We start from the raw sequence: 13227 nt of genomic DNA, 5'->3' as shown, positions 1-13227 counted from the left end.
GCGCACATACCATCACCCTCCGTAATGATCTTTGCCCATGATCCGCCGACCCCGCCCGGACCACCCGCACCGGCCGGCCCGGCCCGACCAGTCAGCCCTCCACCGGACGGAGACGGAAGAATGTCCGCCTGCGCCCCCCGCCGAGCCGACGTGTCCGCGTCGGTCTCGGTCTTTCTCATCGCCCTGCCCTTCGCCCTCGGCATCGCCCTGGCGACCGGCGCGCCCCTCCAGGCCGGTCTGGTCGCGGCGGCGGTCGGCGGCCTCGTCGCCGGGACACTCGGCGGCTCCCCCCTCCAGGTCAGCGGCCCGGCAGCCGGGCTCACGGTCATCACGGCCGAGCTGATCCACCAGTACGGCTGGCGCACCACCTGCGCCATCACCGCCCTCGCCGGGCTCACGCAGCTGGCGCTCTCCGCCCTGCGCACCGCCCGTTCCGCACTCGCCGTCAGCCCCGCGATCGTCCACGGCATGCTGGCGGGCATCGGCGTCACGATCGCCCTCGCGCAGCTGCACATCGTCCTCGGCGGCAATCCCGAAAGCTCCGCCGTCGCCAACGTGCAGGCGCTCCCCGCCCAGCTGACCGCCCCCGGCGGCGCCGACCTCGCCGTCGGCGCCGCGACCGTGGCCGCGCTCCTGCTGTGGCCGCGCCTGCCGGGACGGCTCGGCGGGACACTGCGCAAGGCCGTGCCCGCCGCACTGGCCGCCGTCGTCGTCGGCACCGTCCTCGCACGGGCGGGCGGGCTGCGGCTCGAACAGGCCGACCTGCCCTCGTGGAGCAGCCACACCCTGCCCGAACTGCCGGACGGCCCGGTGCTCGGGCTGCTCGCCGCCGTCCTCACCGTCACGCTCGTCGCCAGCGTCGAGTCGCTGCTGTCCGCCGTGGCGATGGACAAGCTGACGGCCATCAGGCAGCGCGCCGGCGGCCCCCGGGTCGCGCGGGCCGACCTCGACCGCGAGCTGCGCGGCCAGGGCATGGCCAACGTGGTGTCCGGCCTGCTCGGCGGCCTGCCCGTCGCGGGCGGCGCGGTCCGCAGCACGGCGAACGTGACGGCGGGCGCCGTCGGCCGCGCGTCCACCGTGCTGCACGGCTGCTGGATGGTCCTCGCCGCCGGGCTGCTCGTCGGGATGATCGAGCTGATCCCGCTGGCCGCCCTCGCCGCGCTGGTGATGGTGGTGGGCGTGCGGATGGTCAGCGTCGCGCACATCAGGAGCGTCGCCCGGCACCGCGAGGTCATCGTGTACGCGACGACCGCCGTGGGCGTCACCGTCTTCGGCGTCCTGCAGGGCGTAGGGCTCGGCGTCGCGGTGGCCGTGGGCGTCGCGCTGCACCGCCTCACGCACACCCGCATCCACCTCGAACGGTCGGCGGACGGCTCGCACCAGATCCGCGTACGCGGCCAGCTCACGTTCCTCGCGGTCCCGCGCCTCAGCCGGGTGCTCGGGCAGATCCCGGAGCGGGCGCAGGCGGTCGTCGAGCTGGACGGCACGTTCATGGACCACGCCGCCTACGAGGCGCTGCACGACTGGCGCACGGCGCACGTGGCGCAGGGCGGCGACGTCGAGATCAACGGCAGGTCGGGGCAGCGCATCGGCGAGCAGGGCCGCGAGCACAACTGCTGGCCGTGGCAGCCGTGGCGCAACCACCAGTGCACGTCCGTGCCGCCGGTCGCCGCGTCGGCGACCGGCGCGGCGCACCCGCCGGGCCACGACCAGCTGCTCAGCGGCCTGCGGAACTTCCAGCGCAGCACGGCCCCGCTGATGCGCCGCGAGCTGGCCAGGCTGGCGGACGAGGGGCAGCGGCCCGGCCAGCTCTTCCTGACCTGCGCCGACTCCCGCCTCGTCACGAGCATGATCACGTCGAGCGGCCCCGGCGACCTCTTCACCGTGCGCAACGTCGGCAACCTCGTCCCGCTGCCGGGCACCGAGTCGGCCGACCACTCGGTGGCCGCCGCCATCGAGTACGCGGTGGACGTCCTGCGCGTCGGCACCATCACCGTCTGCGGGCACTCCGGCTGCGGCGCGATGAACGCGCTGCACACCATGCGGGACAACGCCCCGGCCGACCAGGACAGCTCCCTCCAGCGGTGGCTGCGGCACGGCCGCCCCAGCCTCGACCGGGCGGCGGCGGAGGAGGACGGCCTCGCCCCCCGGCTGGACCAGCGGCCCACCGCCGACGCGCTGGAGGCCCTCGCGCTGGCCAACGTGATGCAGCAGTTGGAGCACCTGACACGCCACGAGTGCGTCGCGCGGCGTGTCGCGGAGGGGACGCTCGAACTGCGCGGCATGTACTTCCACGTGGGCGAGGCGCAGGCGTACGTCCTGGAGCCGGAGCACGTGAGCCGGCCGACGGGGACGGCGGACGAAGCCGCAAGCGGGGCACCGGTGTTCGCCGCCGTACGGCCCGACGCCGAGGCCGCGCCGCAGATAATCCCGGGCTGACGGGCCCCCGCCGCGCCGCCCCGGCGCGGCGGGGACACCACCCGGAAGAGGTCTGGACCACTCGGCCGTCCACCCTTGTCAAAGCGGACCTCTCCTGATGAGGTGTGGCGTGGGGACACAGCTGACGCCGCAAGGGAGATGTCGTGAGCAACGAGAGCCTGGCCAATCTCATGACCGAGGAGCGGAGGTTCCCGCCCCCCGCCGAGGTGACCGCCGACGCGAACGTGACAGCCGCCGCGTACGAGGCCGCCGACGCGGACCGGCTGGGGTTCTGGGCCGAGCAGGCACGCCGCCTCAGCTGGGCGACCGAGCCCACGGAGACCCTCGACTGGTCGAACCCGCCGTTCGCGAAGTGGTTCGCCGACGGCCGGCTGAACGTCGCGTACAACTGCGTGGACCGCCACGTCGAGGCCGGGAACGGCGACCGCGTCGCCATCCACTTCGAGGGCGAGCCGGGCGACTCCCGCGCCATCACGTACGCCGAGCTGCAGCAGGAGGTCTCCCGGGCCGCCAACGCGCTGCTCGAACTGGGCGTCGCCACCGGCGACCGGGTCGCCATCTACATGCCGATGATCCCCGAGACGGTCATCGCCATGCTGGCCTGCGCGCGCATCGGGGCGCCCCACTCGGTCGTCTTCGGCGCCTTCTCCGCCGACGCGCTGGCCACCCGCATCGAGGACGGCGACGCCCGCGTCGTCATCACCTCGGACGGCGGCTGGCGCCGCGGCGCGCCGTCGCCGCTCAAGCCGACCGTGGACGAGGCGCTGACCCGCCCCGGCGCGGCGAACGTGCGCAGCGTCCTCGTCGTCCGCAGGACCGGCCAGGACACCCCGTGGACCGAGGGCCGCGACCACTGGTGGCACGACCTGGTGGCCCGCCAGTCCCCGGAGCACACGCCCGAGGCGTTCGACGCGGAGCACCCGCTGTTCATCCTCTACACGTCCGGCACCACCGGGAAGCCCAAGGGCATCCTGCACACCTCGGGCGGCTACCTCACCCAGGTCGCCTACACGCACCACGCCGTCTTCGACCTCAAGCCGGAGACGGACGTCTACTGGTGCACGGCCGACGTCGGCTGGGTCACCGGCCACTCGTACATCGTCTACGGCCCGCTGGCCAACGGCGCGACGGAGGTGCTGTACGAGGGCACGCCCAACACGCCGCACAACGGCCGCTGGTGGGAGATCGTCCAGAAGTACGGCGTCACCCTCCTCTACACTGCGCCCACCGCGATCCGCACCTGCATGAAGTGGGGCGACGACATCCCGGCCGGCTTCGACCTGTCCAGCCTGCGCGTCCTCGGCTCGGTCGGCGAGCCGATCAACCCCGAGGCGTGGATCTGGTACCGCAAGCACATCGGCGGCGACCGCACGCCCGTCGTGGACACCTGGTGGCAGACGGAGACCGGCGCGGTGATGATCAGCCCGCTGCCCGGCGTGACCGTCGCCAAGCCCGGCTCCGCGCAGGTGCCGCTGCCCGGCATCAGCGCGACCGTGGTGGACGACGACGGCAACCCCGTCGCGAACGGGTCGGGCGGCTACCTCGCGCTCACCGAGCCGTGGCCGTCGATGCTGCGCACCATCTGGGGCGACGACCAGCGGTTCATCGACACGTACTGGTCGCGCTTCCCCGGGAAGTACTTCGCGGGCGACGGCGCCAAGAAGGACGCGGACGGCGACATCTGGCTGCTCGGCCGGGTCGACGACGTGATGCTCGTGTCCGGGCACAACATCTCGACGACCGAGGTGGAGTCCGCCCTCGTCTCGCACCCGCGGATCGCCGAGGCGGCCGTGGTGGGCGCGACCGACCCGCAGACGACGCAGGCGATCTGCGCGTTCGTCATCCTGCGGGGCGGCGCGCGGCCGGACGAGGACGACGCGGCGCTCGTGGACGAGCTGCGGGCGCACGTCGCGAAGGAGCTGGGGCCGATCGCCAAGCCCAAGCGCATCCTGCCGGTGGAGGAGCTGCCGAAGACGCGGTCCGGCAAGATCATGCGGCGGCTGCTGCGCGACGTGGCCGAGAACCGGGAGCTGGGCGACGTCACGACGCTCACCGACTCGTCGGTGATGGACCTGATCCAGGCGAAGCTGCCGACGGCGAAGAGCGAGGACTAGCCGCACGGCGGTTGCAGATCTGCGCAAGGGGCGTCCGGTATGTCATCGGGCGCCCCTATAACATTCGGATCACTCCCCAGGGCGACGGCGATGTGTCACCAACTGACGCACCCCGGGCGCACCGTTACTGTCGGACTGCACCGGCAACGCGACCACGACCGCCTCCGGGAGAGGAAAGAGGGAGATTGCGATGAGCGCAGCCGACGAGGGGCGCAGCCTCGGTGAGCTGGTCAAGACGGCCGTCGACGAACTGTCGGGGCTGGTGCACGACGAGATCGCCCTGGCCAAGGCGGAGCTGCGGCGTGACGTGCGGAAGGCGCTGCTGGGGAGCGCGGCGCTGGTGATCGGGGCGGCGCTGCTGCTGCTGGCGATGCCGCTGTTCAGCTTCGGCCTGGCCTTCTGGCTGCGGAACTGGTGGGACCTGCCGCTCGCGGTGGCCTGCGCGATCGTGGGCGGTCTGTACGTGGTGCTCGGCGGGCTGCTGTTCGGCTTCGCCAAGGCCAAGTTCGGCCGTGTCTCGCCGCCCGAACGGTCGATCAGGTCCGCCAAGGAGTCAGCCGCCGTACTGTCGGCCGTCAAGCCCCATCCGCGTGGTGTCCCCGCGGACAAGGCAGGCTCCGCCACATGACCTCTGCCGACCAGGCCGGGACGCGTTCCGCCGTCGTCCTGCGCGACGGGCCGTGGACGCACCGCGACGTCGCCGCGAACGGAGCGCGTTTCCACATCGCCGAGATGGGTGACGGGCCGCTCGTCCTCCTGCTGCACGGCTTCCCGCAGTTCTGGTGGGCGTGGCGGCACCAGCTGCCGGTGCTCGCGGAGGCGGGCTACCGCGCGGTGGCGATGGACCTGCGCGGGGTGGGCGGCAGCGACCGCACGCCGCGTGGTTACGATCCGGCCAATCTGGCGCTGGACGTGACGGGCGTCATCCGGTCGCTGGGCGAGCCGGACGCCGCGCTGGTCGGGCACGACCTGGGGGGTTACCTGGCCTGGGTGGCGGCGGTGATGCGGCCGAAACTCGTCCGCCGCCTCGCCGTCTCCTCGATGCCGCACCCGCGCAGCTGGCGCGCGTCGCTGCTGCGCGACCCGAAGCAGACGGCGGCCAGCGCGTACATCTGGGGCTTCCAGCGCCCCTGGCTGCCGGAGCGGCGGCTGGTGGCGGACGACGCGGCGGCCGTGGGGCGGCTGATCGAGGACTGGTCGGGGCCGCGGCACCCGGAACCGGCCGACGTGGAGGTCTACCGGCGGGCGATGTCCATCCCGTCGACGGCGCACTGCGCGATCGAGCCGTACCGCTGGATGGTCAGGTCGATGGCGCGGCCGGACGGCATCCAGTTCAACCGGCGGATGAAGCGGCCCGTGCTGGTGCCGACGCTGCACCTGCACGGCTCGCTCGACCCGGTGCTGCGGACGCGCAGTTCGGCGGGGTCGGGCGAGTACGTCGAGGCGCCGTACCGGTGGCGGCTGTTCGACGGGCTCGGGCACTTCCCGCACGAGGAGGACCCGGCGGCGTTCAGCACCGAGCTGATCGACTGGCTGCGCGACCCCGAGCCCGACCGCTGAACCCAGCCCGCTCCCGGGGCTGCGGAGCCCCGGCGTGACCGGTGTGCAAGGGGTGGCCGACCAGCGCGTACGCCCTCCCGCGCGCCCCCGCGCATGTGCCAGGCGCATAGGACGCGTGACTTCGCTTCCGGGAGGTTACTGACCTTGGAGGCCGGGCAGGGAGGTGAGTATGGGCTGGACGCACGACTACCGTGACGTGGCACGTGAACGCGGCGGCGCTGGAGCCGCCGCCCCCGCGCAGAACGGCGCGCGGCGTCTTGAGGGCGCCGTCCTGCACGACCCGCACATCGGCTTTCCGGATATTCTGCGCCGCCGCGCACGCTGGGTGGGCGTGCGCCTGCGGCATCCCCGCGGCTGACCCGGGGAGACGCCGAGACCACCCCGTCGCGCCCCGAAGAGGACACCGCGATGACCGACCGAAGACCCCGTACACCGATCACATGGCGCAGGCCCCGCTGTCCACCGGCTCCTCGGCGGCGCGGCCCCGCGTCACCATCTCCCGCACCTCGTCGTTGGTGAGCGCGTAGCCGGTGTGCTTGTCGTCGAGCGACTTGGCGAAGACGACGCCGAACACCTGGCCGTCCGGCGTGAGGAGCGGGCCGCCCGAGTTGCCGGGCCGGACCGTCGTGTACAGCGAGTACACGTCACGGCTGACCGTGCCGCGCCGGTAGATGTCCGGGCCCGTGGCCGGGAAGCGCTCCCGTACGCGGGCCGCGCGCGCGTCGAACGGACCGCTCTCGGGGAAGCCGGCGATCACCGCGCCGTCGCCCGAGACGGCGTCGCCCTCGCTGAGCTCCAGCACGGGCGCGTCGAGTCCCGGCACGTCGAGGACGGCGACGTCGCGCTCCCAGTCGTACAGGACGACGCGCGCCGTCCAGAGCCGGCCCTCCCCGCCGATCTGCACGGTGGGCTCGTCCACCCCGCCGACGACATGGGCGTTGGTCATCACCCGTTCGTGGGAGAAGACGAAGCCGCTGCCCTCCAGGACCTTGCCGCACCGCACCGCCGTGCCGACGACCTTCACGATCGACGCGCGCGCCTCCTCGACCATCGGGTCGCGGGCCAGCTCGGGGTCGGGGGGCGGGACATGGGTGATCGTCTCGCCGCCGAACGGGGCGAAGACCTGGGGGAAGCCGTGCTGCGCCAGGATGGAACCGAAGTCGGTGAACCACCCGTTGGCCCGCTCGGGCACCACCCGCGACACGCCGAGCAGCACGCGGGAGGACCGTACCTCGCGGCCCACGGTCGGCAGGGTCGTCAGGGCGAGCGCCGAGCCGATCAGCCAGGCGACGAGCAGCATGGCCAGCACGTTGACCAGCGCGCCGCCGGTCGCGTCGAGGGCGCGGGCGGGCGTCCACGTGATGTACCGGCGCAGCCGGTTGCCCCAGTGGGTGGTCAGCGCCTGGCCGACGGAGGCGCAGACGATGACGACGAGCACCGCCGCGACGACGCCCGCGCCCCCCGGATCGGCGCCGCCCCCCACCTCGCGCCAGACCACCGGCAGCGTGGACACGGCGAGCAGCCCGCCGCCGACGAAGCCGCTGACCGAGAGCACGCCGACGACGAACCCCTGCCGGTAACCGATCGCGGCGAACCACACGGCGGCGAGCAGGAGCAGGACGTCGAGCACGTTCATGCCCGCAACGGTCTCACGCCCCGTGGTCGAGTGACAGCTCACGGTCGCGGTCCCACGGCCGCTCCCACCCCGCGTGGTGCAGGATGCGGTCGATCACCCCCGCCGTGAAGCCCCACACGAGGGTGCCGACGACCTCGAAGCAGGGCCCCCGGTAGCCGCTGGGGTGGACGGCGGTGCCGCGGTGGCGCCGGTCGGCCAGCAGGCTGACGGGGACGGTGAAGACGCGCGCCGTCTCCCGCGGGTCCACCGCCGCCACCGGCGAGGGGTCGCGCCACCAGGCGAGGACGGGCGTGACGACGAAGTCGCTGACCGGGATGTAGAGCCGCGGCAGCGTGGCGAAGACGCGGACGCCCGACGGGTCGAGGCCGGTCTCCTCCTCCGCCTCGCGCAGCGCGGCGCGCAGCGGCCCTTCGCCCTGCGGATCGCCGTCCTCCGGATCGAGGCTGCCGCCGGGGAACGAGGGCTGGCCGGCGTGGGCGCGCAGGCTCGTCGCCCGTTCCAGCAGCAGCAGTTCGGGGCCGTCCGCGCCCTCGCCGAAGAGCACGAGGACGGCGGACGGGCGGCCGCCGTCCGGCGGGGGCAGCCAGCGGCTGAGCTGGCGCGGCTCGATGGTGAGCGCCGCGTCCGCGAGGGGGCGCAGCCAGGGCGGCAGCGCGTCGCGGTCCGCTCGCCGGATGTCGGCCTTCTGCACGCTGCTCATGGGCTCCTCGGCGCCGGGGCGGGTCTCAGGGGAGGGGTTCGGCGGGCTTGCCCGGGTAGTCGGGCGGCGGCTTGAGGCGCTGGCCCGGCTTGCCGCCCTTCTCGTACTTGAGGAGCGCCTTCGCCTTCTCGGGGTCGGTCTCGCCCTCGCCGTACGCGGGGCACAGCGGGGCGACGGGGCAGGCGCCGCACGCGGGCCTGCGGCTGTGGCAGATGCGGCGGCCGTGGAAGATCACCCGGTGCGAGAGCATCGTCCAGTCCTTCTTGGGGAAGATCTCCGCGACGGCGTGCTCGATCTTGACCGGGTCGGTCTCCTCGGTCCACCGCCAGCGGCGTACGAGCCGCTGGAAGTGGGTGTCCACGGTGATCCCCGGGTGGCCGAACGCGTTGCCGAGCACGACGTGCGCCGTCTTGCGGCCGACGCCGGGGAGGGCCACCAGGGCGTCCAGGTCGTCCGGCACCTCGCCGCCGTGGTCGTCGCGCAACGCGGTGGCGATGCCGAGGAGCGCCTTGGCCTTGCTGCGGAAGAAGCCGGTCGGGCGGATCAGCTCCTCCAGCGCGGCCGGGTCGGCGACCGCGAGGTCCTCGGGGGTGGGGTAGGCGGCGAAGAGGCGGGGCGTCGTCTGGTTGACCCGCAGGTCGGTGGTCTGGGCCGACAGCACTGTGGCGACCAGGAGCTGGAACGGGTTCTCGAAGTCCAGCTCCGGGTGGGCGTACGGGTAGGTCTCCGCGAGGACCCGGTTGATCCTGCGGGCGCGGCGGACCATGGCGAGGCGGCTCTCCGGCCGCGCTCCGGCGCCGCGAGCACCCTGTTCGCTGTCAGCGGAATCCTTGCGTGGGTTCACCCGGTCGGTCGCTCCCGTCCTGTCGTCCTGCCACAGCCACACCCCACCACCCGGGGCGCCGCGCCCCGTTGGCCACCCGGCCAGCGTAAACGGGCGGACCGACATTCGCCCGGCTCCCGGCCGAATCACCGCCGGAACGGGGCCCTGGCGTACGGCGGGCCGCCGCGGTGCGTCAAACTTGTGACTGATAGCACTGCCGAGGCGTCCGGCATGATGAGGATGTCACCCGGCCGACAAGGAGAGGAACTCGTGGACGACGTTCTGCGGCGCGCCCCGCTGTTCGCGGCGCTCGACGACGAGCAGGCCGCTGAGCTGCGCGCTTCCATGACCGAGGTCACCCTGGCCCGCGGCGACACCCTCTTTCACGAGGGCGACCCCGGCGACCGGCTGTATGTCGTCACCGACGGGAAGGTCAAGCTCCACCGGACCTCGCCCGACGGCCGGGAGAACATGCTGGCCGTCCTCGGTCCCGGCGAGCTGATCGGCGAACTGTCCCTCTTCGACCCGGGCCCGCGCACCGCGACCGCCACCGCGGTCACCGAGGTGCGCCTGCTCGGCCTGGGGCACAGCGACCTCCAGCCGTGGCTCAGCCAGCGCCCGGAGGTGGCCGCCGCGCTGCTGCGCGCCGTCGCGCGCCGCCTGCGCCGGACGAACGACCAGATGTCCGACCTCGTCTTCTCGGACGTGCCGGGCCGCGTCGCCCGCGCGCTGCTCGACCTGTCGCGCCGCTTCGGCGTCCAGTCCGACGAGGGCATCCACGTCGTGCACGACCTCACCCAGGAGGAGCTGGCCCAACTGGTCGGCGCCTCCCGCGAGACCGTGAACAAGGCGCTCGCCGACTTCGCCGCCCGCGGCTGGCTGCGCCTGGAGGCCCGCGCCGTGATCCTCCTCGACATCGAGCGGCTGGCACGCCGCTCGCGCTGACGCGCCTCAGATCAGGCCGCGTTCCCGCAGGTAGTCGAGCTGCGCCCGTACGGACAGCTCGGCTGCCGGGAGAACGGCCGGGTCGACGTCCGCGTACACGTGCGCGACGACCTCGGCGGCCGTGCGGTGGCCGTCCTCGACCGCCGTCTCCACCTGCGCGAGCCGCGTCGCGCGGTGGACGAGGTAGTAGTCGACGGCCTCCTGCGCGTCCCGCAGCACCGGCCCGTGGCCCGGCAGGACGGTCCGCACGCCGTCGTCCACCGTGAGGGCGCGCAGGCGGCGCAGGGAGTCCAGGTAGTCGCCGAGCCGCCCGTCCGGGTGGGCGACGACGGTCGTGCCGCGCCCGAGCACCGTGTCGCCGGTGAGGACGGCGGCCTCCGCCGGGAGCAGGAACGACAGCGAGTCCGCCGTGTGCCCCGGCGTGGGGACGACGACCAGGTCGAGGCCGTCCACCGCCAGCGTCTGCCCCGCCGTCAGCCCCTCGTCGCCCAGCCGCAGCGCCGGATCGAGGGCGAGGACGGGGCTGCCCGTCAGCGCGGCGAAACGTGCGGCGCCCGCGGCGTGGTCGGCGTGGCCGTGGGTGAGCAGCGTGTACGCGACGCGCCGCCCGGCCCGTTCCACCACGTCGGCCACCCGGCGCAGGTGCTCCTCGTCCAGCGGTCCCGGGTCCACGACGACGGCGCGGCGCGCGCCGGGCTCGGCGAGCACCCACGTGTTGGTGCCGTCCAGGGTCATCGCCGACGGGTTGGGGGCCAGGACGAGGTGCGCGCGCTCGCCCACCGGTCCGCTGGCGACCCGCTCCGCCGGTCGGCCGGGCGGCAGGACGGCCTCGGTCATCGGTTCACTCCCCACTCGCGGACGGTCCCGGCAGCCGGATGTCGAACTCCGCGTACCCCGGCCAGGTGACGACCAGCGCGTCCCCGTCCGTGCCGACGCGCGCCAGGACCGGCTCGGGCTCCGGCGCGGCCGCCGCGGCGTCCCGTACGTCCGCCGCCCGCGCGCCGTCCTCGGCGTACGGGAGGAGGCGGCGCAGTGTCGCGACGGTCGGCGGCAGCATGGCGTACGCGCCGCGGCCGTATCCGGCGAGGGCGTCGGCGGGGCGGAGCCAGGCGGTGCGGTCGGCCTCGGTCGACGCGTTCGCGCAGCGCTGGCCGTCGGGGAGCGCGGCGACCCAGAACCACGTGTCGTAGCGCCGTGGCTCGAACTCGGGGGTGATCCAGCGCGCCCAGGGCGCGAGCAGCTCCGTGCGCGCCACGAGCGCGCGCCGCGCCAGCACATCGGCGAACGCGCGCCCGTCGTCCGGCTCCTGCGCCGCCAGGCTGCCGGGCGGCCCGTCCGCCGGGCCCGCGAACAGCACGCCGGTCTCCTCGTACGTCTCGCGCACCGCCGTGTACGCGGGCGACGCGTCGTCCGCCTCCGCGGCGCCGCCCGGGTACGCGTACATCCCCGCCGCGAACGCCATCGACGTCCGCCGCCGCAGCAGGAACACCTCGATCCCGGCCGCCCCGTCCCGCAGCAGCAGCACCGTCGCCGACGGCCGGGGAACCACGGGCGTCATCTCCCCGCGCGCCAGCGCCCCGACGCGGCGCGGCCAGTCCGCCGGGACGACCCACCTGCCGGAAGCCGTTCCTCCCATGCCGCGGATGCTACGCGCCGCACCCCCGCCGCCGACAGATGGATAGAAACGGCGCCGGCCACCCGTCTGAGTCACGTCATCGTCCGGCCGACACCCGAGGAGTCCCCCCGTGACCGGCAACCGTAAGCTCCACCGGACCCTGCTGATGGGCGCCACCGCCGCCGCCCTCCTGGCCATGGCCCCGGGAACCGCGCTCGGCGGCGGCCTCGAACCCCTGGAGGTCCAGCCCTATGCCGCCGTCCCCATCGACGACGAGACGGTGATGGGCCTGCTCCCCGAGGGCGCGCAGAACTACGTCATAGCCGACCCGGCGTCCTTCGCCGACGCCGTGGACCACGCCCGCGGTCTGCCGGGCGAGGGCCTCGGGCGCGACAGCATCAGCGTCGGCACCTCCGTCGAACAGGGCGAGACGCGGCTCGTGTACGGCGCCTGGCGGCTGGACGGGGTGCCCGCGGCGGTCGTCATCGTCCCCGAGGGCGCCGACTGGGGCTTCGCCGCGCAGATCGTGCACCTCCCGGGCGAGCCGGGCTGGGGCACGTACTACTTCGACGCCGACACCGAGGGCGGCGACTCGGGGCTGCCGGGCTCGTACACCGTCGTCGCCCACGACGCGGCGGGCGACGTCTTCGACGAGGTCGAGGTCACGCCCTTCCCGGGAACGCCCGCCGGCCGGTGACGGCGGCTTGAGGAAGGAGGCGGAGGAGGCGTTCCGCGCGTACGCGGCCGGCCGCTGGCACCGGCTGCTGCGCACGGCGTTCCTGCTCACGGGCCATCACCACGACGCGGAGGACCTCGTCCAGGCGGCGCTGGCGAGGGCGTACGTGAAGTGGGAGCGCGTGCGCCGCGCGGACGACCAGGACGCGTACGTCTGGCGGATCATGATCAACCTGCACCGCGACCGCGTCCGCGGGCCGCGCGCCCCCGAGTGGCTGACCACCCGCTTCCCCGAGCGGACCGGCGGTGACGGGGCGGACCAGATCGCCGTCCGCGACGCCCTGGTACGCGCGCTGCTGCGGCTCCCCGCCCGGCAGCGCGCGGCCGTGGTGCTGCGGTACGCCGAGGACCGCAGCGAGACGGAGGTCGCGGCCCTGCTCGGCGCGCGGCTCGGCACCGTGCGCAGCCAGACGGCGCGCGGCATCGCGCGACTGCGGGCCCTGCTCGCGGACGCGCCGGAGCTGGAGAGGAAGGTGACGGTCCCACGTGGACGACGAGAACACGGACACACACCGGATCGCGCATGAACTCCGCCGGGCGGCAGCGGACGGCACACGGTCCACCGGCCCCGCCCCGGTGGACGCGGTGATACACCGAGGCCGCCGCGCACGCCTACGACGGCGGCTCACCACGGTGACAGCGGCGATGGCGGCACTGCTC

13 protein-coding genes are annotated in these 13227 nt (G+C 74.2%); 8 read left to right on the top strand and 5 right to left on the bottom strand.

The genetic code is table 11. The features are described from left to right. The first annotated feature begins 24 nt into the window (after positions 1–24). From ACIBPC_RS10125 to ACIBPC_RS10105, 5 genes are all read left to right on the top strand, one after another. Entirely contained in the window at positions 25–2439 is a 2415-nt protein-coding gene (locus ACIBPC_RS10125; RefSeq protein ID WP_398842584.1) for a bifunctional SulP family inorganic anion transporter/carbonic anhydrase, read from the top strand. Between the two features lie 143 nt (positions 2440–2582). Then, entirely contained in the window at positions 2583–4553 is a 1971-nt protein-coding gene (gene acs / locus ACIBPC_RS10120; protein WP_398842581.1) for an acetate--CoA ligase, read from the top strand. Positions 4554–4743: 190 nt separating this feature from the next. Further along, the gene (locus tag ACIBPC_RS10115) at positions 4744–5181 is read left to right on the top strand and encodes a phage holin family protein (RefSeq protein ID WP_362965005.1); all 438 of its coding nucleotides are present in this window, start codon (positions 4744–4746) and stop codon (positions 5179–5181) included. Continuing rightward, on the top strand, positions 5178–6113 hold the full coding sequence (locus tag ACIBPC_RS10110; protein WP_362965007.1) for an alpha/beta hydrolase: 936 nt from the start codon (positions 5178–5180) through the stop codon (positions 6111–6113). The genes ACIBPC_RS10115 and ACIBPC_RS10110 overlap by 4 nt, the downstream gene beginning before the upstream one ends. Positions 6114–6282: 169 nt before the next feature. After that, positions 6283–6471 carry a hypothetical protein gene (locus tag ACIBPC_RS10105; RefSeq protein ID WP_362965009.1) on the top strand — a complete coding sequence of 63 codons (189 nt, stop codon included), beginning with the start codon at positions 6283–6285 and terminating at the stop codon, positions 6469–6471. Between the two features lie 78 nt (positions 6472–6549). Here ACIBPC_RS10105 and ACIBPC_RS10100 read toward each other — a convergent pair whose 3' ends face one another. From ACIBPC_RS10100 to nth, 3 genes are read right to left on the bottom strand one after another with little or no spacing between them, the layout of a single operon-like run. After that, entirely contained in the window at positions 6550–7749 is a 1200-nt protein-coding gene (locus ACIBPC_RS10100; protein WP_362965011.1) for a MarP family serine protease, read from the bottom strand. A 13-nt stretch (positions 7750–7762) separates the two neighbouring features. Continuing rightward, positions 7763–8449: an NUDIX hydrolase gene (locus ACIBPC_RS10095; RefSeq protein ID WP_398842577.1), complete on the bottom strand. Its 687-nt coding sequence runs from the start codon at positions 8447–8449 to the stop codon at positions 7763–7765. 25 nt (positions 8450–8474) lie between these two features. After that, the gene (gene nth, locus ACIBPC_RS10090) at positions 8475–9293 is read right to left on the bottom strand and encodes an endonuclease III (RefSeq protein WP_398842575.1); all 819 of its coding nucleotides are present in this window, start codon (positions 9291–9293) and stop codon (positions 8475–8477) included. A gap of 249 nt (positions 9294–9542) precedes the next feature. On the opposite strand from nth, the gene ACIBPC_RS10085 reads away from it, so the two are divergent. Next, a complete protein-coding gene (locus ACIBPC_RS10085; protein ID WP_052847634.1) occupies positions 9543–10217 on the top strand; it encodes a Crp/Fnr family transcriptional regulator in 675 nt (224 codons plus the stop codon). 6 nt (positions 10218–10223) lie between these two features. Here ACIBPC_RS10085 and ACIBPC_RS10080 read toward each other — a convergent pair whose 3' ends face one another. Then, positions 10224–11054 carry an MBL fold metallo-hydrolase gene (locus ACIBPC_RS10080; protein ID WP_362965038.1) on the bottom strand — a complete coding sequence of 277 codons (831 nt, stop codon included), beginning with the start codon at positions 11052–11054 and terminating at the stop codon, positions 10224–10226. A 4-nt stretch (positions 11055–11058) separates the two neighbouring features. After that, positions 11059–11853, bottom strand: a complete 795-nt coding sequence (locus tag ACIBPC_RS10075; RefSeq protein ID WP_398842571.1) for an NUDIX hydrolase — start codon at positions 11851–11853, stop codon at positions 11059–11061. 109 nt (positions 11854–11962) lie between these two features. On the opposite strand from ACIBPC_RS10075, the gene ACIBPC_RS10070 reads away from it, so the two are divergent. Then, positions 11963–12529, top strand: a complete 567-nt coding sequence (locus ACIBPC_RS10070) for a hypothetical protein (RefSeq protein ID WP_398842568.1) — start codon at positions 11963–11965, stop codon at positions 12527–12529. A gap of 7 nt (positions 12530–12536) precedes the next feature. Continuing rightward, the gene (locus tag ACIBPC_RS10065; RefSeq protein ID WP_398842565.1) at positions 12537–13094 is read left to right on the top strand and encodes a SigE family RNA polymerase sigma factor; all 558 of its coding nucleotides are present in this window, start codon (positions 12537–12539) and stop codon (positions 13092–13094) included. Positions 13095–13227: the final 133 nt, after the last annotated feature.

Source organism: Streptomyces sp. NPDC049879 (assembly GCF_044461265.1).
Taxonomy (GTDB): Bacteria; Actinomycetota; Actinomycetes; order Streptomycetales; family Streptomycetaceae; genus Streptomyces.
This window is presented reverse-complemented; position numbering and strand designations above follow the sequence as displayed.

Bases quoted from the DNA above. Each gene is read 5' to 3' on its own strand.
- ACIBPC_RS10125 (WP_398842584.1), top strand. From the start codon at position 25: ATGATCTTTGCCCATGATCCGCCGACCCCGCCCGGACCACCCGCACCG.
- ACIBPC_RS10115 (WP_362965005.1), top strand. From the start codon at position 4,744: ATGAGCGCAGCCGACGAGGGGCGCAGCCTCGGTGAGCTGGTCAAGACG.
- ACIBPC_RS10110 (WP_362965007.1), top strand. From the start codon at position 5,178: ATGACCTCTGCCGACCAGGCCGGGACGCGTTCCGCCGTCGTCCTGCGC.
- ACIBPC_RS10105 (WP_362965009.1), top strand. From the start codon at position 6,283: ATGGGCTGGACGCACGACTACCGTGACGTGGCACGTGAACGCGGCGGC.
- ACIBPC_RS10100 (WP_362965011.1), bottom strand. From the start codon at position 7,749: ATGAACGTGCTCGACGTCCTGCTCCTGCTCGCCGCCGTGTGGTTCGCC.
- ACIBPC_RS10095 (WP_398842577.1), bottom strand. From the start codon at position 8,449: ATGAGCAGCGTGCAGAAGGCCGACATCCGGCGAGCGGACCGCGACGCG.
- ACIBPC_RS10080 (WP_362965038.1), bottom strand. From the start codon at position 11,054: ATGACCGAGGCCGTCCTGCCGCCCGGCCGACCGGCGGAGCGGGTCGCC.
- ACIBPC_RS10075 (WP_398842571.1), bottom strand. From the start codon at position 11,853: ATGGGAGGAACGGCTTCCGGCAGGTGGGTCGTCCCGGCGGACTGGCCG.